This window comes from Kribbella sp. NPDC023855, from assembly GCF_040639475.1.
GTDB lineage: Bacteria > Actinomycetota > Actinomycetes > Propionibacteriales > Kribbellaceae > Kribbella.
Genome location: NZ_JBFAAA010000003.1, coordinates 382,950 through 404,227, shown reverse-complemented (window position 1 = coordinate 404,227; position 21,278 = coordinate 382,950). Strand labels below are relative to the sequence as shown.

At 68.7% G+C, this 21,278-nt stretch carries 20 protein-coding genes; 10 read left to right on the top strand and 10 right to left on the bottom strand.

From position 1 onward, the window contains the following. Positions 1-93: 93 nt before the first annotated feature. On the top strand, positions 94-831 hold the full coding sequence (locus AB0F51_RS12745) for a M15 family metallopeptidase (protein ID WP_360278358.1): 738 nt from the start codon (positions 94-96) through the stop codon (positions 829-831). Positions 832-926: 95 nt separating this feature from the next. Here the strand turns inward: AB0F51_RS12745 and AB0F51_RS12740 are convergent, their stop codons facing one another. From AB0F51_RS12740 to AB0F51_RS12725, 4 genes are read right to left on the bottom strand one after another with little or no spacing between them, the layout of a single operon-like run. Beyond that, the gene (locus tag AB0F51_RS12740) at positions 927-1,583 is read right to left on the bottom strand and encodes an HAD family hydrolase (protein WP_360278356.1); all 657 of its coding nucleotides are present in this window, start codon (positions 1,581-1,583) and stop codon (positions 927-929) included. Beyond that, positions 1,580-2,731 (bottom strand): alpha-hydroxy-acid oxidizing protein, encoded by a 1,152-nt coding sequence (locus AB0F51_RS12735; protein ID WP_360278353.1) that lies wholly within the window; start codon positions 2,729-2,731, stop codon positions 1,580-1,582. Before AB0F51_RS12735 ends, AB0F51_RS12740 begins: the two co-directional genes overlap by 4 nt. An 11-nt stretch (positions 2,732-2,742) precedes the next feature. Beyond that, entirely contained in the window at positions 2,743-4,161 is a 1,419-nt protein-coding gene (locus AB0F51_RS12730) for a nitrilase-related carbon-nitrogen hydrolase (RefSeq protein WP_360278351.1), read from the bottom strand. Beyond that, the gene (locus tag AB0F51_RS12725; RefSeq protein WP_360278349.1) at positions 4,142-4,726 is read right to left on the bottom strand and encodes a TetR/AcrR family transcriptional regulator; all 585 of its coding nucleotides are present in this window, start codon (positions 4,724-4,726) and stop codon (positions 4,142-4,144) included. Before AB0F51_RS12725 ends, AB0F51_RS12730 begins: the two co-directional genes overlap by 20 nt. A gap of 99 nt (positions 4,727-4,825) precedes the next feature. On the opposite strand from AB0F51_RS12725, the gene AB0F51_RS12720 reads away from it, so the two are divergent. From AB0F51_RS12720 to AB0F51_RS12710, 3 genes are all read left to right on the top strand, one after another. Beyond that, entirely contained in the window at positions 4,826-6,034 is a 1,209-nt protein-coding gene (locus AB0F51_RS12720) for an MFS transporter (RefSeq protein ID WP_360278346.1), read from the top strand. A 62-nt stretch (positions 6,035-6,096) separates the two neighbouring features. After that, complete coding sequence (locus AB0F51_RS12715) at positions 6,097-6,528, top strand: SRPBCC domain-containing protein (RefSeq protein WP_360278343.1); 432 nt, start codon at positions 6,097-6,099, stop codon at positions 6,526-6,528. Beyond that, complete coding sequence (locus AB0F51_RS12710; RefSeq protein WP_360278340.1) at positions 6,525-6,851, top strand: metalloregulator ArsR/SmtB family transcription factor; 327 nt, start codon at positions 6,525-6,527, stop codon at positions 6,849-6,851. Before AB0F51_RS12715 ends, AB0F51_RS12710 begins: the two co-directional genes overlap by 4 nt. Here AB0F51_RS12710 and AB0F51_RS12705 read toward each other — a convergent pair. Next, positions 6,814-8,187 carry an MFS transporter gene (locus AB0F51_RS12705; protein WP_360278338.1) on the bottom strand — a complete coding sequence of 458 codons (1,374 nt, stop codon included), beginning with the start codon at positions 8,185-8,187 and terminating at the stop codon, positions 6,814-6,816. The two genes, AB0F51_RS12710 and AB0F51_RS12705, sit on opposite strands and share 38 nt — an antisense overlap. A gap of 141 nt (positions 8,188-8,328) precedes the next feature. Between AB0F51_RS12705 and AB0F51_RS12700 the strand changes: the two genes are divergently transcribed. Beyond that, positions 8,329-9,576, top strand: a complete 1,248-nt coding sequence (locus AB0F51_RS12700) for a DUF445 domain-containing protein (protein WP_360278335.1) — start codon at positions 8,329-8,331, stop codon at positions 9,574-9,576. A gap of 109 nt (positions 9,577-9,685) precedes the next feature. Further along, positions 9,686-11,020: a hypothetical protein gene (locus AB0F51_RS12695; RefSeq protein WP_360278332.1), complete on the top strand. Its 1,335-nt coding sequence runs from the start codon at positions 9,686-9,688 to the stop codon at positions 11,018-11,020. A gap of 13 nt (positions 11,021-11,033) precedes the next feature. Here the strand turns inward: AB0F51_RS12695 and AB0F51_RS12690 are convergent, their stop codons facing one another. Both AB0F51_RS12690 and AB0F51_RS12685 read right to left on the bottom strand, forming a co-directional pair. Continuing rightward, positions 11,034-12,128, bottom strand: coding sequence for a 2-oxoacid:ferredoxin oxidoreductase subunit beta (locus AB0F51_RS12690; protein ID WP_360278329.1), 1,095 nt, complete (start codon positions 12,126-12,128; stop codon positions 11,034-11,036). After that, a complete protein-coding gene (locus AB0F51_RS12685; RefSeq protein ID WP_360278326.1) occupies positions 12,125-14,104 on the bottom strand; it encodes a 2-oxoacid:acceptor oxidoreductase subunit alpha in 1,980 nt (659 codons plus the stop codon). Before AB0F51_RS12685 ends, AB0F51_RS12690 begins: the two co-directional genes overlap by 4 nt. A gap of 102 nt (positions 14,105-14,206) precedes the next feature. Between AB0F51_RS12685 and AB0F51_RS12680 the strand changes: the two genes are divergently transcribed. The 3 genes from AB0F51_RS12680 to AB0F51_RS12670 are packed head-to-tail and all read left to right on the top strand — an operon-like array spanning position 14,207 to position 15,563. Further along, positions 14,207-14,347 (top strand): hypothetical protein, encoded by a 141-nt coding sequence (locus tag AB0F51_RS12680; protein ID WP_360278323.1) that lies wholly within the window; start codon positions 14,207-14,209, stop codon positions 14,345-14,347. Between the two features lie 40 nt (positions 14,348-14,387). Next, complete coding sequence (locus AB0F51_RS12675; RefSeq protein ID WP_360278320.1) at positions 14,388-15,203, top strand: hypothetical protein; 816 nt, start codon at positions 14,388-14,390, stop codon at positions 15,201-15,203. Between the two features lie 9 nt (positions 15,204-15,212). Next, a complete protein-coding gene (locus AB0F51_RS12670) occupies positions 15,213-15,563 on the top strand; it encodes an NADH-quinone oxidoreductase subunit A (protein WP_360278317.1) in 351 nt (116 codons plus the stop codon). On the opposite strand, the gene AB0F51_RS12665 is transcribed toward AB0F51_RS12670, so the two are convergent. Then, complete coding sequence (locus AB0F51_RS12665; protein ID WP_360278315.1) at positions 15,564-16,472, bottom strand: ornithine cyclodeaminase family protein; 909 nt, start codon at positions 16,470-16,472, stop codon at positions 15,564-15,566. Positions 16,473-16,800: 328 nt separating this feature from the next. Between AB0F51_RS12665 and AB0F51_RS12660 the strand changes: the two genes are divergently transcribed. Next, complete coding sequence (locus AB0F51_RS12660) at positions 16,801-17,046, top strand: hypothetical protein (protein ID WP_360278312.1); 246 nt, start codon at positions 16,801-16,803, stop codon at positions 17,044-17,046. A gap of 282 nt (positions 17,047-17,328) precedes the next feature. Here AB0F51_RS12660 and AB0F51_RS12655 read toward each other — a convergent pair whose 3' ends face one another. After that, the gene (locus AB0F51_RS12655; protein WP_360278309.1) at positions 17,329-18,051 is read right to left on the bottom strand and encodes an NPP1 family protein; all 723 of its coding nucleotides are present in this window, start codon (positions 18,049-18,051) and stop codon (positions 17,329-17,331) included. A 242-nt stretch (positions 18,052-18,293) separates the two neighbouring features. Further along, positions 18,294-21,209 carry an AAA family ATPase gene (locus AB0F51_RS12650; RefSeq protein ID WP_360278306.1) on the bottom strand — a complete coding sequence of 972 codons (2,916 nt, stop codon included), beginning with the start codon at positions 21,207-21,209 and terminating at the stop codon, positions 18,294-18,296. Positions 21,210-21,278: the final 69 nt, after the last annotated feature.

The window sequence follows — 21,278 nt, the reverse complement described above, 5'->3', positions numbered from 1 at the left end:
CGGTGGATAGTGGCGGGAAGGTAGCCGGAGACAGGCGCGTTTCGCCCCAAATGCGTTCGGAGGATTCCCGTGAGAAGTCAGTTCAGTAGCCGCGTGATCAGAATTCTGTCCGTTCTCGGGTTGCTGGCGGCCATGCTCGCCGTCAGCGTCACGACCCAGGTGGTGACGGCGACCAAGGCACATGCCGACGGTTGCTACACCTGGAGCCGCACGCTCAGCGAAGGCGCCAGCGGTGAGGACGTCCGCCAGTTGCAGATCCGGGTCGCCGGCTATCCGGCGTACGGCGGCCACATCGCCGCGGACGGTGCGTTCGGTCCGGCGACCAAGGCAGCGGTCCAGCGCTTCCAGTCCGCCTATGGTCTGGGCGCTGACGGGATCGCCGGGTCGGCGACGTTCAGCAAGCTCTATGCGCTGCAGGACGACGACTGCACCCCGATCCACTTCACCTACGCCGAGCTCGATGACGGCTGTGGTGGCAGCGGCTGGGACGGTGGGCCGCTGTCGGAGGCTGCGACCAAGGCCAACGCCCTGCAGACCATGTGGCAGCTGGAGGCTCTGCGGCACGCGCTGGGCGACCAGCCGTTGAACATCACCAGCGGCTTCCGCAGCATCTCGTGCAACAACTCGGTCGGCGGCGCCAGCAACAGCCAGCACCTGTACGGCCGGTCAGCCGACCTGGTCGGCGCACCCTCCTTGTGCACGCTGGCCAAGCAGGCCCGGTACCACGGGTTCGGCGGCATCTTCGGTCCCGGCTACCCGGGCCACAACGACCACACCCACCTCGACATCCGCACCAGCAACTCCTGGTCGGCGCCCAGCTGCGGGATCTGACTCAGCCGGAGAGGCCGACTCTTCGAGCACCCCGAGGGCCGGGATCCAGGCCCGGCTCGCAGTGCGGCCCGAGACGATCGGGCCGCACTGCCGGGTCAGACTGCACGGACCAGGTGGGCCAGCGAGATTCCGGCCGCCCGGTCCAGGTGCTCGGCGGTGAGACCGGCCGCGCGGGCTCCGAGGACGTCCAGGTCGAGGTTGTCGCCGATCATCAACGTCTCGGCCGGGTCCGTGCCGAGTGCCTCGCAAGTCAGGTGGTACGCCTCGATCGCCGGCTTGCTGAATCCCAGCGCCTCCGACGTCGAGACCACGTCGACGAGGTCGGCCAGCCCGATCGCGACCAGCTTGGCGTTCTGCTGCACGGTGTTCCCGTTCGTCAGTACGCCGATCCGCCACCCGTTGCCACGAGCAACCTCCAGGGCCGGCCGGGCATCGGGGAAGGCAGTCCAGCTCGCCCGGTACTCGTCGAGGTAGCCGGCGAACACCCGGTCGAGCTCTTCGTCGGTAGCAGGTAGCGGCTGGCCGAGCAGTGGCAGGAACTCGTGCAGCCGCGCGCGGCGCTGGCCCTGGTGGGTGAGCTCCCCTGTGAGCCACCTGCCGTACTGCCGCCCCTCGATGTCGAACCAGGTCGCCACCAGTTCGTCGTCGACCTCGAGGCCGGTCAGCACCGGCACCCACGCCCGCAGCCCGGCGATGGCCGAGGACGTGTGGTCGAAGAGGGTGTCGTCGAGGTCGAAGATGACCGCCTTCACGCCGGTACCACCGAGGTTCGGTTGAGCTCGCGGTGGTTCGCGTACCCCGACAGGGCCAGCGTGAGGTCGAGCTCGGCCAGCAGACAGCGCAGTACATGGTCGACTCCCGCCTGGCCGGCCAGTGCGAGGCCGTAGAGGAACGGGCGGCCGAGCAGGATGGCCTTGGCGCCGAGGGCGAGAGCCTTGGCGGCGTCCGCGCCCGTCCTGACCCCCGAGTCGAACAGCACCGTCACCTGTTCGCCGACCGCGTCCGCGATCGCCGGCAGCGCGTCCAGCGAGGCGATCGCGCCGTCGACCTGGCGGCCGCCGTGGTTCGACACCACCAGCCCGTCGACACCGTGCTCGGCGGCGAGCTTGGCGTCGTCGACGGAGGTGATGCCCTTGAGCACGATCGGACCGCTCCAGTTGTCGCGCAGGAAGGACAGTTCGTCCCAGCCGAGCCCGACGTTCGGGAACATCTGCGCCCAGTGCATCACTGCCGCGGTCGGGTCCTCGGCGATCGGCTTGGCGAGCTTGGCCTGGAACGCCGGGTCGTTGAAGTAGTTGGCCAGTCCTTCGCCCTTGAGGAACGGCAAGAAACCGCGATCGAGGTCGGCCGGGCGCCAGCCGATCGTGCCGGTGTCCAGGGTCACCACCAGCACGGAGTACCCGTTGTCCTTGGCGCGCTGGAGGAAGCTGAGGCAGACGTCCTTGTCGGTCGGCCAGTACAGCTGGTACCACTTGCTGTCCGCCTCGATCTGCTCGAACGAGTGACTGGCCTGGGTCGAGTGCGTGTAGGTGAGGCCGAGCGCACTGGCCGCTCGCGCGGTCGCCAGTTCGCCCTCGGGATGGGCCAGCGTCTGGACGCCGACCGGGGCGATCAGCACCGGGGCGGACATCTTGGTGCCGAGGATCGTGCAGGACAGGTCGCGTTCGGTGCTTCCGCGCAGCATCCGGGGAACGAGTCGCCAGCGGTCGAACGCGGCCAGGTTGGCGCGAGCGGTCGAACCACTGCCGGCACTCGGCACGATGTAGCCCATCGCCTCGGCCGACAAACTCGCAGCCGCCTGTGACTCCAGCCGGGCCAGGTCGGTAGTGATTTCCGGCCGGGTGTCGGAGAACATCCCCTGGACGTAGATGCTCAACTGGTGGTCGCCGAAGTTCGCCATGCTGGATGCTTTCACGCCCGCTTGCCCAGCCTCAACGCCCCAAGGCCCAGTACTACGAGTCCGCAGCTCAGCCAGCCGAACCAGTCGCCCCACTTGGTGTAGAGCGTGCTGTCGATCCCGGGCCTGATGTTGCCCAGCAAGACGGCGGTGTCGCCGGTGGCAGCGGCCACCTGGCTGGTGACGCGGCCGTAGGGGTCACTGAGAGTCAGCAGGCCCTGGCTGCCGTTGCGAGCGATGGGGATGCCGTTCTCGATACCTCGCAGCAGCGCGTGCCGGCTGTGCAGCCAGCCGTCGTTGTCGAAGTCGAGCGCCGGGACCAGAAGCAGGTCGGCCTTCGACTGGCCGTACTGCCGCGCCAGCGCGGGGAAGTCCAGGTCCTTGCAGATCAGCACACCCCAGCTGCCCATCAGGGCAATGTGGTCGCCGGATGCGTAGGGCTCGATCCCAGGGATCAGGTGGTGCTTGTCGTACGACAACGGCTGGCCGCCGGCGGGGTGGAAGACCAGTGCGCGGTTGTAGTCGTTGCCCTGGTCACCGAAGACGGTGAGGCCGACGACAAGTTCCACTCCGTTGCTAGTGGCAATCTTCTGCAGCCGGCTCTGCAGGTCGGGAAGCGCGGTCGCGTCGACGTCGATGAACTTCTCCGGCAGGACGACCACCTTGGCGCCGGCGGCCGCGGCCGTCCCGATCTGCTGTGCGTAGGTGGACAGGATGCCCGGTCCGCTCGGGCCGGTCCACCGCGTGTCGTCCTCACCGTTGCTCGCCGAGATGATCGCGACCTTGACGGCTTGCGCCGGTGCGTCACCGCCCAGCCGCCACGCGCCGTACCCGATGGTGCCCAGGGCAACGATTGTGAGTGCCGCGACGGCCTGCAGACCCGTGCGCCGGGGCGCATGCGCCATCACCGCGATCGCGGCTGCCGGCGTGAGGAGTAGGAAGCTCAGTCCCCAAACCCCTGTCAGGGAAAGGATCTGAGCGATCGGGTGAACATCTGCCTGGGTGTAGGCCAGGCTGGTGAAGGCGCCGTGGGGTGACACCAGGGTGATCAGATAGTCGGCGGCCGCCCAGCTTGCGGGTGCGGCCACTGCAGCCAGGAGGAATCGGCGACGCAGGATGAGTGCTCGGAACAGCAGGACGGTCAGCGTGAAGACGCCTGCCAGCAGGGCGAGGAAGCCCATCGCCGCCGGTGGTAGTTCGAGATCTGTGAGCAGGTAGCTCCAGAGATTGGCGAGGCCGAGCGACCAGCCGATGAAGGCGGTCACGGCGGCGAGCCGTTTGCTGAGGGCTGGGGCGACGAGCAGGACGGGCAGTGGTGCGAACCAGGTGAGGGCTGGGATGGTGTGGAGGCCGCTTCCGAAGTACAGGAAGATGCCGGTGAGCAGGGCCGCGGCGGCGGCGTACGGACGTGGGTTATTGCGGACGGAGGCCATCGATCATCCTTTCGCCCAGGCTCAGGCACAGGGCGCGGAAGTCGGCTTCGGGCATGCCGATCCGGTCGCCGTGGTAGAGCTGGATCAGGCCGTGCACGAAGGCGGCGATCATCAGGCTGGACTCCCAGATGTCGTCGTCGCGGAAGAGTTGCTGCGTGATGCCGTCCGCGATCGCGTCGGCCAGCAGAGTGAAGGTGGGCGAGCGGCGAGCCCGGAAGTCCTCGGGGAACCGCCGCGCCTGGTCCCGCCGCTCGGTGAACATGTACTGGTAGAGCCGGGGCTGGGCGAGGGCGTAGTCGACGTGGTCGGCGAGCATCTCGCGCAGCCGTTGGTCGGCCGCCACGCTGCGCGGCTCGGCCTCCCAGCGCTGGACCAGCTCGGCGAACGCGGCGTCGGCGACTTCGTGCAGCAGTGCGTCGCGGTCGGGGAAGTACTGGTAGATCGCCATCGGCGTGATGCCCACCGCGGTGGCCACCTTGCGCATGCTGACCGCGTCCGCCCCCTGCTCGGACAACAGCCAGCCGGCTGCGGCGGTAATGCGATCCCTGGTGCTCACCTCGGTCATAAAGACATTTCAGCGCAAATGCCTATACGCCGTATAGGGGAATAACCCTGGCCAACCCCTGAATTCGCCGGGCGGTGCGCGATGCGACAATCAGGTGTGATGACTTCGGTGACTCCTGACAGGTCGGGTGCGCGGCATGTCGGGCTGGCGTTGCTCGCGCTGGCGATCGGCGGGTTCGCGATCGGGACCACCGAGTTCGTGACGATGGGGCTGCTGCCGCAGATCGCCGACGGGGTGGACATCTCGATCCCGACGGCCGGCCACGTCGTCGCGGCGTACGCGATCGGGGTGGTGGTCGGTGCGCCGGTGATCGCGGCGCTCGGAGCCCGCACCGGGCGGAAGCGGCTGTTGCTCGGGCTGATGGGTCTCTTCGTCCTCGGCAACGTTCTGTCGGCGGTTGCCACCAGCTACGAGGTGTTGATGGCGGCCCGGTTCATCACCGGCCTGCCGCACGGCGCCTTCTTCGGGATCGGTGCAGTGGTCGGTGCCTCGATGGTGCCGGCCGGCAAGCGGGCCTGGGCGGTCTCGATGATCATGGTCGGGTTGCCGGTGGCAAACATCGTCGGCGTTCCGGTGACCACGCTGCTCGGGCAGGAGTTCGGCTGGCAGTTGCCTTTTGTCGCGGTCGGCGTTCTCGGGTTGCTGACCCTGGTCGCGGTCTGGTTCTGGGTCGCGCCGCAACCGGTCGGCAACGACGTCAACATCCGCCGCGAACTGAGCGCCCTGGCCAAGCCGCAGGTCTGGATGGCGTTGCTGGTCGGGATGGTGGGCTTCGGCGGGATGTTCGCGACGTACTCGTTCATCACTCCGACGATGACCGATCTGGCGGGCTTCAGCGAGGCGGCGGTGACGATCGTGCTGGCCGTGTACGGCGTCGGCATGACCGGCGGCACCCTGGTCGGCGGCCGGCTCGCGGACCGCGCCCTGATGCCCAGCCTGTACGGCGGACTGGTGGCCGTGACCGTCGTGCTGACCACCTTCGGTTGGCTGGCACACAGCAAGGCGGGTGCGCTGGTCGCCGTCTTCGCGCTGGGGTTCAGCGCGAGCATCTTGATTCCTGCGTTGCAGACACGGCTGATGGATGTTGCGCACGAGGGTCAATCGCTGGCGGCGTCGTTGAACCACTCGACGCTCAACGTGGCCAACGCGCTCGGCGCTTGGCTCGGCAGCGTCGTACTGGCGGCCGGGTACGGGTACGAGTGGCCGAGCCGGGTCGGTGCTGCGCTCGCGGTCGCCGGGCTTGTCCTCGCTCTGGTGTCGGGACGGATGGACCGGCGTACGGGGGAGCTGGTTGAGGCTCGGTCCTAGGTTGCGGGCCGCGGCATGATCTGCAAGCCTGGGGTTGCATATCATCGGCTCCGGAGGCGATCGTGGCAGCGCTGGACATCAACCGCAGCATCGACATCAAGGCGACGGTCGCCAAGGTCTGGGCCGCGCTGACCGAACCCGAGTTGCTGAGGGAGTGGTTCGGCGATCTGGTCGAGTTCGACCCGTCGCCCGGAGCCACCGGTGTGGTCGGCTGGACGGCGGAGAAGATCGGGCCGTTCCAGATGGTGGTCGAGCAGGTGGACGCGCCGAAGACGCTGGTCTACCGGTGGGCCCGCGAGGCCGGGGTCGAGCTCACGCCGGAGAACTCCACCGTCGTCCGGTTCGACGTGGTCGAGATCGACGGTGGGACTCGGGTGACGGTGCAGGAGACGGGGTTCGAGACGCTGAGCGATCCGCAGGCCGCGCGTCGCGGAAATGCCGACGGGTGGCCTCGCGAACTGCGCCAGCTCGCGGACCTGGTGGAGTCGCTGTGAGCGGGACGAGTACGGAGGTTCCCGCCGTACTGGCGGTGCTGGCCGACGAGACCCGCTGGCGGATCCTGACCGAGGTCGGCCGGTCCGAGCTGTCCGCGAGTGCGCTGGCCGGACGGCTGCCGGTGAGCCGCCAGGCCATCGCCAGGCATCTGACGGTGCTGGCCGACGCCGGGCTGGTCGAGCCCGTGCGCGCCGGCCGCGAGATCCGGTACCGGGCGCTCGGCTCGCGGCTCAGCGCGCTGGCCAGTGAACTCGACGTCATCGGCCGGGAGTGGGACCGTCGGCTCAACGCGCTGAAGCGCGTTGCGGAACGCCTCGACTGAGGCCGATCCAGACCAGGCCTGCGCTGACCAGGGTCACGACGACGTTCACGCCCAGGGCGAAGTGAATGCCGGTCAGCTCGATGCTCCGGGTCGCGGCGATCGCGCTCAGGATCGGGATGCCGACCGAGATCGCGACCTGCTGGGTCATCGTGGTCAGTCCGGTGGCCAGACCTTGTTCCTCGTTCGGCAGGCCGGACGTACCGGTCACCGTGTAGGCGACGATGGACGTCACGTGGCCGAAGAATCCGATGAACAACGCGGGGATCAGGAGGGCCAGGCCGATCCGGTCCGACCCGACGAAGAGCAGTGGCAGCGTGGACAGGCCTTGCACGGTCATGCCCGCAACGAGCACCGTCCGGTAGCCGTGCCGGCCGATCAAGCGCCCGGCGATCACGCCGGCTGCCACCGCTGCCAGGCCGGGTACGCCGAAGATGAGGCCGGTCGTGAGTGGGGCGAAGCCGAGGATGCGCTGCAGGTACAGGGTCATCAGGAAGACCATGCCGGTGTTCATCGTGAAGACGATGAAGCCGGCGTAGTTCCCCCACTTCACCGTGGATCGCTTGAGGATGCGGACAGGAGCCAGCGGCGCGGCCGCGCGGAGCTCGATCAGCAGGAACGCGACCAGGAGTACGCCGCCGATGACGACCGCGAGGATGCTGTGCTCGACGGCGGCGTACACGATGGCCAGCAGGCCGCCGGTCACCGTGATCGCGCCCGGGACATCCAGCTTCACCCGCTCGGACACTCTGCTCTCGTCGATCACGAACGGCGTGCAGACGACGATCAGAACGGTGACCGGAACATTGATCAGGAACGCGGCTCGCCAGCTCAGCAGGCTGACCAGAGCGCCGCCGACCAGCGCGCCGATGGTGAAGCCGCCGGACAGCAGTGCGCCGTTGAGGCCGAGGACACGGTCGCGGAGCGCACCTTCGGCGAATGTTGTGGTGAGCAACGAAAGCGCCGCGGGGAGCGCCATCGCGGTGGCCAGTCCTTGCAACGCGCGCGCGATCAGCAGTGCTTCGGGGCTGCCGGCCAGACCGCCGAGTAGTGAGGCGCCGGCCAGCAGGACCATGCCGCCCAGGAACAGCCGACGCCGGCCGAACAAGTCGGCGAACCGACCCAACAGAAGGGCGAAACCGGCCGACGGAAGCGCGTAGGCGGCGGGGATCCACGGGTACTGCGCTACTTCCATCCCCACGCCCGCGCCGGTTTCCGGCAGCGCGACGTTGAGGATCGAGAAGTCGACGGACACCAAGAACCCGGCGCCGAGCAGCACCAGCAGCACCACGCGCTGTCTGCTGGTCAACCGTGGCGGTGAGATCGCGTCGGTGGTCAAAGCATCATCCTTTGCTGTCGAAAGGCACCGTCCAATGTGCAACTCCAGGATTGCACGTCGCCTTTTGATGTGCAACGTGTGAGTTGCAGTACCAGCGGCGCCCCGGTTGGGGCGGTTTCGGTTGATTGGTTAGATCGGGGTATGGCGACGTTGACGTTGAGTGGCCCGGACCTGGTTCGCCGGCGCGGGTTGCGGCAGATGCGGACGGTGGCGCTGTCCCTGCTGGTACTGGCGGCGGTGGTCTACGTCCTGACGCTGCACCACGGCGGTGCGTGGGGGTACGTGAACGCGGCCTCCGAAGCGGCGATGGTCGGTGCGCTGGCCGACTGGTTCGCGGTGACCGCGTTGTTCCGGCATCCGCTCGGGCTGCCGATCCCGCACACGGCGATCGTGCCGACCCGCAAAGACGCGCTGGCCGAGAGCCTGGAGCAGTTCGTCACCGAGAACTTCCTGTCCGAGGAAGTCGTGGCCGAGAAGATGCGCAGCGCCGAGGTGAGCCGCCGGGCCGGGGAATGGCTTGCCTCCGGCAACCATGCCGAGCGGATCGTCGAGGAGGGTGCCCGAACGGTCGGCGCCGCGCTGCCGAAACTCGGCGACGACGACGTCACCGCGTTCGTCCGCGGCTCGCTGCTGCCCCGCTTCGCCAAGGAGCCGCTCAGCCCGATCGCCGGGCACTTCCTCGCCTCGGTGGTGGACGACGGCGCGCATCACGCCTTGTTCGACCTGCTGATGGTCGAGGCCTACGACTGGCTGGCCGAGAACCGCGAGACGCTGGCCGAGGTGGTCGCGCCGCGGGCGCCGAGGTGGTCACCCCGCTGGGTCGACTCGATCGTCATCGACCGGATCCACCGCGAGGCGCTCGCCTGGTTGGCCGCAGTACGGGATGATCCGCGGCACCCGGCCCGCAAGGCGGTCGACCGGCTGCTGGTCCAGCTGGCCGACGACCTGCAGAACGACCCGGAGATGATGGAACGCTTCGAGGCGTTCAAACGGCGGATGCTCAGCCACCCCGACATGGGCACCAGCCTGACCGCGGTCTGGGACGCCGTCCGGACCTCCTTGATCGACGCGATCGGCGACCCCGAGGGCCCGCTGCGGGTGCGCGCCACCCAGACCATCCAGGACTTCGGCAAGCGGCTGCAGACCGACGAGACGCTGATCGCGAAGGTCGACACCCGCGCCGCCGAGGCGGTCGGCTACGTGGTCCGCACCTACGGCACCGAGATCGTCTCCGTCATCTCCGACACCATCGAACGCTGGGACGGCCGCGAAGCCGCCGCCCGGATCGAACTGCACGTCGGCCGCGACCTCCAGTTCATCCGCATCAACGGCACCGTCGTCGGGGCCTTGGTAGGCCTCGTCATCCACACCGTCAGCCACCTGCTCTAGCCGGCCTGTCAAAAGCTGCAGGTACGGCGGCCTGCCGGCGGGTGGGCGGTATCCTTTGCCGGCTGGGCCTGGGTGGGTTCGGCTGGGGGGATAGGCGAGGGTTTCTGCGATGGATGACGAGCAGTTGACCGGCGCGCCGGTCAAGCGTGGGCCGGGGCGGGCGGTGTGGGTTGCCGGGGGAGCCGCTCTCGCGGTGGCCGTGGCTGCTGTGGCGTGGTCGGTGGTGGGGCGGGAGGATCCGGGGCCCGCGCCGGGTGGCGGTGGGGTGTCGGTGACGCCGACTGCGACGGGCTCTGTGCCGGATGCCGAGACGCAGATGCTGACCGAGATCGACGCAGTACTGAAGGCTCGCGCGGCGGCTGTGCTGGCGGGCCGGCTGCCGCAGTACCTGGCCACTGTGGACGCGAAGAACGCCAAGCTGGTGCAGCGGGACAAGCAGGTGTTCGCCAATCTGCGGAAGCTCGGGCTGAAGCAGTTCAGCTATGCCCGGGAGACTAGTTTCGTTCCGGAGAAGCACGGCACTGACGGGTGGGCCGTCCGGCTCATGATGGTGCTGCAGATCGAGGGGATCGACGCGGCGCCGCGGGCCACCCCGCTCGGCTACACGTTTGCCCAGCGAGGCGGCCGCTGGCTGCTGGTGGCCGACGACGATCTTGCCGCCGAATCCGATCGCGGTACCTATCGCGAACCCTGGGATCTCGGCCCGATCGAGGTCGCCCGGGGAGGGGGCGTGCTGGTCGTAGTACCGGCCGGCGAAGGGGCCAACGCCCGGCGGCTGGTGCAGGAGTCGAGGGAGGCCCTGCCCGCGGTACGGCTCGCGACTCGGCGGGCTCAGCAGGGGATCCTGGTCATCGCGATGCGCGACCGCAAATCGATGGATACCGAATGGGCCACCGGCGGTCATCCGGCCGGCGCCGTCTCGGTCCGGAACTACTCACCCACCGACGCCGCGCTGACCAGTTTCAAGGTCACGGGCAGCCGGATCGTGATCAACCCGACCTACCGCGAGACCTCGGACCGGTTCCTGCTCGCGCACGAGTTCACCCACGCGGCGCTGTCCACTCTGGGCAACAGCGCGCCGACCTGGCTGGTCGAGGGCTTCGCGATGTACGTCGAGAACCGCCTCGCCGAGCAGAGCGGCAGCGCCGACCAGGTCGCCGACTGGCGCGACAAGCTGCTGAGCAAGTCCGTCAAACCGCTGGTCGTCCTGCCCATCGACGGCATCTTCCACGGCGACTACGACGAGGAGAGCTACGGCGTCAGCTGGCTCATCGTCGAGTACCTCGTCACGAAGTACGGCCTGGACAAGGTCAACGCCCTCTACGCCGACCTCGCCAAGGGCTCCGACGACCCGGCCGCCCGCGAACAAACCCTCCGCAAACACCTGAAACTCTCGGAAGCGGCCCTGGTAGCCGCACTGAAGAAGTACACAGGGCCGTCCTGAGCGCTTGCCGTACCTAGTCGACCGTCCAGGTGTCGGTGCCGGTGATGAGGGACTGGAGGTTGGTGTTGCCGCCGGCGGTTTCGTGGGCGGTGGCCACCTGCTGGCGGACCATGTCGTCGTACGCCGGCCGGTCCACCGAGCGGAAGATGCCGATAGGGGCCTGGTGGAGGACGCCTGCGTCGGTCAGGCGGGACAGGGCGAACGCGTACGCCGGGTCGTCGGTGTGGGCGTCGTGGACGACCAGGTCGGACTCACCGCCGGGGAGGTCCGCCACCTCGCGGACCGCCAGTGAGGCGAAGCCGTCACGGACCACGCCGAGGTGGCCGTCGGTGCCGAAACGGATCGGTTCCCCGTGCGCCAGCGGGATGATCGCGTCGTCGCGGGTCTCCGGGTTCTTGAACGCGTCGAAGGCGTTGTCGTTGAAGATCGGGCAGTTCTGGTAGATCTCCACGAACGCCGTACCGCGGTGCTCGGCCGCGGCCCGCAGTACCGAGGTGAGGTGTTTGCGGTCGGAGTCGACCGTGCGGGCGACGAAGGTCGCCTCCGCGCCGAGCGCCAGCGAGACCGGGTTGAACGGGTTGTCCACCGAGCCCATCGGCGTCGACTTGGTGACCTTGCCGGGCTCGGAGGTCGGCGAGTACTGGCCCTTGGTGAGGCCGTAGATCCGGTTGTTGAACAGCAGGATCTTCAGGTTCACGTTGCGGCGCAGGGTGTGGATCAGGTGGTTGCCGCCGATCGACAGCGCGTCGCCGTCACCGGTCACCACCCAGACGCTCAGGTCCGGCCGGGCCACCGCGAGCCCGGTCGCGATCGCCGGGGCGCGGCCGTGGATCGAGTGCATGCCGTACGTCGACAGGTAGTACGGGAAGCGGGACGAGCACCCGATCCCCGACACCATCGCGACGTTCTCGCGCTTGATCCCGAGCTCGGGCAGGAAGCCCTGGAAAGCAGCCAGTACTGCGTAGTCGCCGCAACCCGGGCACCACCGGACCTCCTGGTCCGACACGTACTCCTTGCGGCTCTGTGGCTCGGTCGCGGCCGGTACGCCGCGCAGTCCGCCCGGCAGGCTGTGCATTCCCCCCGGCAGACCGAGATCGACGGTGCTCATCGTGCTCCCTCCGGGTGGTGGATGCCGTTCGGCTGGATGTTCAGGGCCTCGCCGTGGGTGAGGTTGGCGGCGGCCTCGCCGAGGTGGCGCGCGTCGTCGTCGATCCCTTCGGTCTCCTCGACCAGGTTGCCGATCACCTCGGCCAGCTCGGCGGCGCCCAGCGGCATGCCGCGCACCTGCGCGTAGGAGACGACGTCGACCAGGTACTTCGCGCGCAGCAGCATCGCGAGCTGCCCGAGGTTCATCTCCGGGACCAGCACCTTGTCGTACTTCGCGAGCACCTCGCCGAGGTTCGGCGGGAACGGGTTCAGGTGCCGCAGATGCGCCTGGGCGACCTTGCCGCCGACCTTGCGGACCCGGCGGCAGCCGGCCCCGATCGGGCCGTAGGTGCTGCCCCAGCCGAGGACCAGGACCTTCGCCGTACCGTCCGGGTCGTCCACTTCCAGCGGCGGGACGGTGATGCCGTCCACCTTCGCCTGGCGGGTCCGGATCATCAGGTCGTGGTTGGCCGGGTCGTAGGAGATGTTGCCGGTCTTGTCCTCCTTCTCGAGCCCGCCGATGCGGTGGTCGAGACCCGCCGTACCGGGGATCGCCCAGGCTCGCGCCAGCGTCTCCGGGTCACGCAGGTAGGGAAGGTAGACCGGCTCGCCCTTGGCGTTGGTCGCGTTGGGGCCGACCGTGAAGTTCGGGTCGATCGTCGGCAGATCCTCGATCTGCGGGATCTGCCAGGGTTCCGAGCCGTTGGCCAGGTAGCCGTCGGACAGCACGATCACCGGGGTGCGGTAGGTGACCGCGATCCGGGTCGCCTCGACCGCGATCGAGAAGCAGTCGGCGGGCGACTGCGCGGCGACCACCGGCAGCGGCGCCTCGCCGTTGCGGCCGAACATGACCTGCAGGAGGTCGGCCTGCTCGGTCTTGGTCGGCATGCCGGTCGACGGGCCCGCGCGCTGGATGTCGCAGACCACCAGCGGCAGCTCGAGCATCACGGCGAGACCGATCGTCTCGGACTTCAGGCTGATGCCCGGACCGGACGACGTGGTCACGCCGAGCGCGCCACCGAACGACGCGCCCAGGGCGGCGCCGACACCGGCGATCTCGTCCTCGGCCTGGATCGTGGTCACGTCGAACCGCTTCAGCTTCGACAGTTCGTGCAGCACGTCGGAGGCCGGCGTGATCGGGTAGGCGCCGAGCACCAGCGGCAAACCCGCGCGCTGCGCGCCCGCCACCAGGCCGTACGCCAGTGCGAGGTTGCCGGAGATGTTGCGGTAGGTGCCGGTCGCCATCCGGGCCGGCTTCACCTCGTACCGGACCGAGAACTCCTCGGCGGTCTCGCCGAAGTTGTAGCCGGCCCGGAACGCCGCGATGTTGGCGTCGCGGATGTCCGGTTTGCCGGCGAACTTCGACTGCAGGAAGTCGATCGTCGACTCGACCGGGCGCTGGAACAGCCAGGAGACCAGCCCGAGGGCGTACATGTTCTTCGCCCTGGACGCGTCCTTGCGGGACAGCCCGAACTCCTTGACCGACTCCACCGTCATACCGGTCAGGTTCAGGCCGATCACGTGGTACGCCTCGAGCTCGCCGGTCTCCAGCGGGTTCTCGTCGTACCCGATCCGCTTCAGGTTGCGTGCGGTGAAGTCGGCGGTGTCGATGATCAGGGTCGCGCCGCGCGGGACGTCGCTCAGGTTCGCCTTCAGCGCGGCCGGGTTCATCGCGATCAGGACGTCGGGCGCGTCACCCGGCGTCAGGATGTCGTGGTCGGCGAAGTGCAACTGGAACGACGAAACCCCCGGCAACGTTCCGGCAGGTGCCCGGATCTCGGCTGGGAAGTTGGGCAACGTCGACAGGTCATTGCCGAACGATGCCGTCTCCGCGGTGAATCGGTCCCCGGTGAGCTGCATCCCATCGCCGGAGTCGCCGGCGAAACGGATCACCACGCGGTCGAGCTGCTTGACCTCGATGGTCACTTTTCTGTTCATCTCCAAGTCGAAGCTTGGGTCGGCCGGTCCTCTCGTGAAGGACAGGTCGATCCCCCCAGTCAGGGCGATACCTCAATGTTAGTTCGCCCTTAGTACGGAACCATGCAGAAGACCGGATGGTCCACAGCCTGGGATCAGCAGAACAAATCCGCGGAGGACGGCAAACCTGTCAGTGTGACGTACCGCAGTCGTTCGCTTGCCATCTGCAGTCGGGTCCGGCAGGGTGTCTTCATCAAGCTGTGATCTACCCCGGGGCCCAACCCGGGCTCGAGGGAGTTCCACCATGGGCGTGCGCCCGATCATTGGCCTGCTGGTTGCTGCCGTCCTTCCGCTCAGTGGTTGTGCTGCCACGGTGGCGCCGGCCCAGAGCGCCCTGTCGGTTCCGGACGCCAGGGTCGCGCCCGCCGTCGTCTCGACCACGCCGGTCCGGACGGTGAAGATCACCAGCATCAAGACCACCAACACGACCAAGGGCGTGCTGACCGTGGTCGGGCAGATCACCCCGGCGCCCGCGCCCAGGACGCGCGTCTCGCTGCAGCGCTGGTCGTCGAAGCTGCGCAGGTGGGAGGAGGTCGGCCACGGGGTGACCTCGGGGTCGAGCGTCACCATCCCGCCGACGCTTCCGGCGTCCGTGAAGACGTACCGGCTGGCGATCGGCTCGCAGGCGCCGTACGCCGCGGCCGTGTCGCCGATGATCAGCTTCTCGCACTACGTCTTCCGCGGGATCTTCAAGAAGCCGCTGCTCGCCACGGGCGGCAAGGGGCACCCGCAGTTCACCGTCGTACCGCCGTCCGAAGGTCCGCGCCGGGCGGAGGCCGAGCTGATCGCGGACCGGCGCGGCTACGTCTGGGGCGACATCGACACCACCGGTTGCCGCGGGGTGCGGACGTGGCTCGGCAACATCACCGACGGCACGATCCGGACGTCGCTGCTGAACGGCACCACGGTGATCGGCTCGGTGGACATGAAGCAGGAGACCGAGACCTGGCTGACCCGCGACATCCGCGGCGTCAACCGCCTGCGCTTCCAGGTCGCCGACCTGAAGTCCGGCTACGGCCCGATCGTCGCCGTCGACGCGTTGGTGCTCTGCACCAATTAGGCTGTCGCCATGACCTATGGCGTGATCGGCGCGATCGTCGGACTCGGCCTGGTCGGGCTGCTCGGGGCCTTCGCGCTCAACAAGGCGCTGACGATCACCTACCCGACCGCGGACAAGCTCACGACGTACGAGTCCGGTGTCGACCCGGTCGGTGAGGGCTGGGCGCAGGTCCACATCCGGTACTACCTGTTCGCCTACCTCTATGTGATCTTCGCCGTGGACGCCGTCTATCTGTTCCCGTGGGCGACCGTCTTCGCGGCGGTCGGCGTGGCCAGCCTGATCGAGATGTTCGTCTTCCTCGGCTTCGTCGCGGTCGGCCTGCTCTACGCCTACCGCAAGGGCGTCCTCAGCTGGACCTGATCAGCCTGCGGCGAGCGACTGCGCGAGGGCGTTGGCGATGGCCCAGTCCTGGCAGCCGACGCCGACGGACTTGAAGACCGTGCGCCCGGTTGGTGTGGGTATTGGGCTCGCGAGGGCAGTGCCCAGCTCGAGGAGTTCCTGTACTACGCCCGCGCCGACCGCGTCGATGATCTCGCCGGACTCCTCCAGGGCGGCTTCGCGCTGGTCGACCATGACTGTCGAGGCGGTGGCGAGCAGGTCGCGGGGGAGTTCTCGCATCGTCGGGCGGAAGGCACCGATCGCGTTGACGTGCACCCTGGCCGGGAGGGCTGCCGCGTCGAAGAGCGGGGTGGATGACGAGGTCGCGCAGCAGACGATGTCCGCCGTGGCGATCGCGTCGTCGATGGAGGTACCGGGCGTGAAGGTGACGTCGGGGAACTCTGCGGACAGAGTCGCGGCCAAGGAGGTAGCCCGGTCGGGGTTCCTGCCCGTGACGGCGACGTGGGCGATACGTCGTACGGCGAGAACCGCGCGGACCTGGTCGGCGGCTTGGGCGCCGGTACCGAGGAGGGTGAGGCGAGTCGCGTCCGGAGCGGCGAGCAGATCGGTGGCGACACCGACGGCCGCGCCGGTCCGCAGGGTGGTGATCGAGGTGCCATCAGCGACGAACTGACCGCCACCACCGGTCCAGATCACGGTCGCCCGAATCGCCGGGAGCTGGTCGAGCGCGATCCCGATCTTCTTCACCACCGCGGTCCTGGACGGCGAGTGGTACGCCGACATCACCAGCACCGCCCCACCTCCGAAGACCTGCCGAGCCGGCAACACGAACTCCCCCGCCGCCAACCCCAGAAACGCCGCCCGAACAGCACCAATCGCAACCGGCATCGAAACGGTCCGCCGCACGTCCTCCGCACTCAGCACCTTCATAAGACGCCGAGGCTATAGCAGCCCCAACAGGTACGGGCCGAGACGTACCGAGGTGCTGCGGAAGCGTGGTCTGGGCGATTTGGTGATTCGGAAGGTGCTGGGTGCGAATCTGGTGCGGGTGGTCGGTGGTGGGGATTTTCGTCACGGAGGGTGATCGGGTGGGCGGGATGAAGTTGTTGCCGTGGTCACCGTTGGTGATTGCGGTGGGCAACTTTTGGGTTCGGGAAGCTCGCTCTGTAACGGATTGCAACGAGACTGTCGCCAAGTCAGAACATTGGGGTTACAGTGATCACTGGGGGATACGGGGCAATCACGGGGCGGTGAGGGCATGTCTTGGCAACTCTGGGTGTTGATTGCGGCGGCAGGGACCGGTGTTACCGCGGTCCTGCTGGCGAAGCTCAGCCAGGCACAGGAGGTCTTCGAACGCATCGTCGAGCCCGGTCCGCGACCGCCGGCTGACCTGCACGCGGTCCACCACCCCGAAGAACCAGTCCGGGTACGCCGACGGCGAGAGCCCAAACCGACCTGGTTCCCGCAGCCGGCCCATCACCACCGCTCGCGCGGCCACCACTAACCAGCCACCACAACACGACGCGGCCACCACAGACCGCGCCCCACGCAGTACCACGCGGCCGGCACGGACCGCGCCCAACGCAGCACGACGCGGCCGGCACGGACCGCGCTCTCCACAGCATCGCTCGGTCAGCACTTGATTGCGCGCCAATAAGCGCCGCTTGCGTCGCCACCTCTGACCCGTGGCAGCGTTCGCGGTAATAGTGGGCGCCCACTACGTACCTGTTCCCCAGGCCATCACCCCCCGGCCTTGAGAGCATGCGCAGCGGGCGCCCACCTCGTGCTAGGCCCAGGGGTTGAACGGGACGGCGGCGGGCTTCGCGGCGTTCAGCAGGTTGCGGAAGCGGTCGTCCTTGTCGGTGATCTTGATCGTCGCGGAACCGAAGTCGGCATTCATCAGGGTGTCGCGCAGGCCGGTGCTCGGCCAGCCGTTCCAGTCGACCAGCGGGGGATAGCGCCAGTTGTGGTAGTGGTTCTCCGGCGGTTCGTCGTTGCTGTTGGCGAGCCGGAAGAAGTGCGTGCTCGCGCCGTCCTTGTGGTAGACGACCTTCGGATGCGTACCGTCGAAACGCACCTGTGAGCGCGGGTAGGTGACCCGGCCACTGTGCTGCGTCGTGGTCAGGTACTCGACCTGGTTGGTCGCCTGGTTGACCCACGAGATGACGTGCTCGAAGTCGTGCCGGTGACCGCCGAGTCCGCTGCCGGCCACCGCCTGGTCCTTCTCGAAGTAGCTGGCGTAGACGACCGCGCACCACCCGTTGTTGCACTTCGAGCGGGCGTAGGTCTGCGAGTTGTCCAGGTCGGACTGGTCGTGGCAGTTGCCGTTGACGGCGCCGGTGGTGTTCAGGCCGCCGTTGAGGGCGCCATTCGAACCGATGGCTGGTACGGCGTAACACCCGTCGGTGTCGTAGTCGTAGGCCGGCGAGAAGGACTGCTCCAGCCCGCCGGCATTTTGCGGCAGGTGCGGCGGCGGCGCGGCGTACGCGACCGCGGCAGACGTCACCATCAAAGCGGCCGTACCAAGAACCACACCAAGAACCCGGCGACGCCGCCGGTGCACGGGTGGTCGGGTGGGGGTGGGGGGCGGTGGGTTTTGCATGGGGTGCTCGTTTCGGGGCGGGTGCACCCGTGGGGCGGCAGGGCGTCCGCGGGGGCGGGGGGCGGATGCGAACGGTGTTGAGGATGTCACCCCGAGGACACGTCAGTACATACTTGACGTGACCAAGAATTGACGCTCGGTGAACTTTGTTAGCCGAGCAGCCCGTCCCGCCGGGCCACGGCGGCTGCCTCGGTCCGGCTGCGCACGCCCAGCTTGGCCAGGATGTTGGAGACGTGCACGCTCACCGTCTTCTCCGAGATGTAGAGCTCCCGAGCCAGCTGACGGTTGGTCCGCCCCTCCGCCAGCAGAGCCAGTACTTCGCTCTCGCGGGCGGTCAGCGCGGCCGGCCCGACCCCGGCGTCTGCTCCACCGAGGGCATCGAGCAACGGCTTGGCACCGAGCTCCCGGGCTGCTTCGCTGGCCAGCGCCACCTGCTCGTTGGCATCGGCAACCTTGCCGGCCGCCCGCAACGCGGCGGAGAAGTGCAGTCGCGACCAGGCCTGCTGATGGACGTCGCCGTACCCGAAGGCGTCGACGGTTCGCTGCCAGGTGGCGACATGCTCCGCCGGCGTCGGCGGGTCGATGTCGGCCAGCCAGCGCAGGCGCTCCCACTCGGCCTCGAGCCGGGCCAGCCACGCGATCCCCTCGACACCGAGCACCCGGCCCGGCGGCAACCCCTTCTCGGCCGTGGCCTGACCGTCCGCCACGAGTTCGGCCCCGCGGGCCACCAGTTCGGCGGCCGCGCTCGGCTCGTGGACGGCGCGCTGGCACAGCACCTGCAGCCCGATCGCCGCGAAGCGGATCCGGGCCATGAACCACTCGGTCTGGAAGACGTCGATGAGCAGCGACGACACGTCGGCCAGCAACTTCTCCGCCTCGGCCACTTGGTTCAGCTGGAGATAGGCGTCGACGGCCGGCTGCAGACCGATGATCGGCAGCATCACGTCGAGCGTCCACCACTTGCGCAACCGCTGCAGCTCCTCGGCGACCGAGGTGTCGCCGCGCCCGCCGCGGACAGCGAACCCGACCGCTCGCAACGCCGCCGCGGCGGCAGCGGGCGTCATCGAGTCGATCTGCGCGGTCGCCGCGGCCTCATCCCACTCGCCCAGCACGAACTGGGTCAGCGCAAGCATCCGCCGCGCATCGAACCCGTACGCCGCCCACTGACGCCCGAGCTCGCCCGCTCGCTCGGTGGCCAGCAGGAACGCGGGCTTGGCGCTGGCGAGGTCGCCCATCTCGTAGTAGATCGAGCCGAGCAGGAACCGGCTGCGCACCTCGGCCGCCGGGTCGCCCGTCAGCTGAGCGCGGACCGCGGCCTCCTCCAACTGCTTGGCCGCGGCGATCGGATCACCAGCTCGCCGGCGCAACTGCGCCAGCGTGATCCCGGCGTCGCTCGCGGCCGACTCCTGGCCGACCTCCCGCGCGATCTGCAAGGCCTCGTTGGCCCAGCGCTCGGCTTCCATCGGCCGCCCGAGCGCGTCCGACACCCGCGCGTACATCGAGGCGACCTGCGCCTTGAACACGCTGGCCGGCTCGTCCGAGGTCAGCCGCATCGCCTGCGAGATGGCCTCGTGCGCCTCCTGGTCGTGGTCGATCGCCAGCGCGATGTCGGCCAGCGGCATCAGCAGCTGAGCCCGCTGCAGCCGCGGGGCGTCGGCCGGCAGCTCGGCCAGCGCCTTGCGCAGCAGCTTGAGGGCGCGCAGTTGCTGCGCCGACAAGGCCGCGGCCGTCGCAGTCTCGACAATCAGCCAGGTCTTGTCGATGCTCGCGTCGCTCGACGCGTTCGGGTAGAGCTCCAGCGCCATCTCGTAGTGCTTCAGCGCCTCCTGCGGAGCCGCCACCGAGATGGCCTCCTGCCCCGCCCGGACTCGCGCCTCGAAAGCAGTGGCCAGGTCGTGGGACCTGGTCGCGTGTCCAGCCAGCTCCGCCGCAGTACCGGCGACTGTCTGGTCCTTCAGAGCTTTCGCGTACGCCGCATGCTGCCGCACGCGCTCGCCCGGCAGCAGGTCGTCGTACACAGCCTCTGCCAGCAGCGCGTGCCGGAAGTAGTAGCTCGCGTTGCCGGGGTGCTCGATGATGTGCGCGTCGATCAGTTCCCGCAGCGCCGCGTCCAGCTCACGGTCGGGCAGGCCGGCCACAGCAGTCAGCAGCGTGTGGGGAACGCGTCGGCCGGCTACTGCGATCACCCGGGCGACCTGGCGGGCGTCGTCCGACAGTGGGTCGAGCCGGACGAGCAGCAGGTCGGCCAGGTCCGGCGGTACTGCGTCGGCGTCGCCCATCGACGCGGCAGCGGCCAGCTCCTCGGTGAAGAACGCATTGCCGCCCGCACGCTCGAGGATCCGGAGCTGCTCGATCTCCGGGAGAGGCGTGGTGAGCAGGGCGGACAGCAGGGTGCGGGAGTCGGTGTCGTCCAGGGGCAGCAGGTTGACCCGGCGTACGCGCGGGTTGCGGGACCACTCGGCGATCGGCCGGCGCAGCGGGTGCCGCCGGTGCAGGTCGTCGCTGCGGTAGGACACGACGAGAGCCAGCCGCTGAGACGTGAGCCGGGTGAGCAGGAAGCCGATCAGGTCGCGGCTGGAGTCGTCGGCCCAGTGCGCGTCCTCGATGATCACCACGAGCGGCTCGCTGGTCGACAGCGCGGTGAAGGCACCCAGTACTGCGTCGAACAGCGCAGCACGGTCCAGCTGTCCCTCTTGCGGGACGGGCTGGGCGCCGATCAGCCGGTGGGTGGGCAGCAGCCGGCCGATCGCCGGGAAGTTGGTCAGGACGCTCTCGACCAGCTCGGGCCGCTCGCCGGCCAGCCGGCCGAAGATCTCGGTGAACGGCAGGTACGGCAGGCCGGCGTCGCCGAAGTCGGTGCAGTGCCCGACCAGGACGCCGAAACCGCGCTCGTGCGCACCGGTGGCCACCTCGTCGAGCATCCGGGTCTTGCCGACGCCGGCGTCACCGGACAGCAGGATCGCGCCGGCGCGGCGGGTTTTCGCCTCGTCCACGGCGCTGAGCAGTGCGGCCAGCTCGGTCGAGCGGCCGACGAGAGGTGTCGAGTTCCAGGGCACGTCGTCCATCTTCGCCCCTGGCGCCGACACAAATCGACGGCATCCCGTCCGTTGTGTCCCTACTGACAAAGAAACGCC

What these genes read in the sequence shown, in the direction of transcription:
- AB0F51_RS12735 (WP_360278353.1), bottom strand. Translation starts at nt 2,731, where the DNA reads ATGGCGAACTTCGGCGACCACCAGTTGAGCATCTACGTCCAGGGGATG.
- AB0F51_RS12730 (WP_360278351.1), bottom strand. Translation starts at nt 4,161, where the DNA reads ATGGCCTCCGTCCGCAATAACCCACGTCCGTACGCCGCCGCCGCGGCC.
- AB0F51_RS12725 (WP_360278349.1), bottom strand. Translation starts at nt 4,726, where the DNA reads ATGACCGAGGTGAGCACCAGGGATCGCATTACCGCCGCAGCCGGCTGG.
- AB0F51_RS12720 (WP_360278346.1), top strand. Translation starts at nt 4,826, where the DNA reads ATGACTTCGGTGACTCCTGACAGGTCGGGTGCGCGGCATGTCGGGCTG.
- AB0F51_RS12700 (WP_360278335.1), top strand. Translation starts at nt 8,329, where the DNA reads ATGGCGACGTTGACGTTGAGTGGCCCGGACCTGGTTCGCCGGCGCGGG.
- AB0F51_RS12695 (WP_360278332.1), top strand. Translation starts at nt 9,686, where the DNA reads ATGGATGACGAGCAGTTGACCGGCGCGCCGGTCAAGCGTGGGCCGGGG.
- AB0F51_RS12690 (WP_360278329.1), bottom strand. Translation starts at nt 12,128, where the DNA reads ATGAGCACCGTCGATCTCGGTCTGCCGGGGGGAATGCACAGCCTGCCG.
- AB0F51_RS12685 (WP_360278326.1), bottom strand. Translation starts at nt 14,104, where the DNA reads ATGAACAGAAAAGTGACCATCGAGGTCAAGCAGCTCGACCGCGTGGTG.
- AB0F51_RS12680 (WP_360278323.1), top strand. Translation starts at nt 14,207, where the DNA reads ATGCAGAAGACCGGATGGTCCACAGCCTGGGATCAGCAGAACAAATCC.
- AB0F51_RS12675 (WP_360278320.1), top strand. Translation starts at nt 14,388, where the DNA reads ATGGGCGTGCGCCCGATCATTGGCCTGCTGGTTGCTGCCGTCCTTCCG.
- AB0F51_RS12670 (WP_360278317.1), top strand. Translation starts at nt 15,213, where the DNA reads ATGACCTATGGCGTGATCGGCGCGATCGTCGGACTCGGCCTGGTCGGG.
- AB0F51_RS12665 (WP_360278315.1), bottom strand. Translation starts at nt 16,472, where the DNA reads ATGAAGGTGCTGAGTGCGGAGGACGTGCGGCGGACCGTTTCGATGCCG.
- AB0F51_RS12660 (WP_360278312.1), top strand. Translation starts at nt 16,801, where the DNA reads ATGTCTTGGCAACTCTGGGTGTTGATTGCGGCGGCAGGGACCGGTGTT.
- AB0F51_RS12655 (WP_360278309.1), bottom strand. Translation starts at nt 18,051, where the DNA reads ATGGTGACGTCTGCCGCGGTCGCGTACGCCGCGCCGCCGCCGCACCTG.
- AB0F51_RS12650 (WP_360278306.1), bottom strand. Translation starts at nt 21,209, where the DNA reads ATGGACGACGTGCCCTGGAACTCGACACCTCTCGTCGGCCGCTCGACC.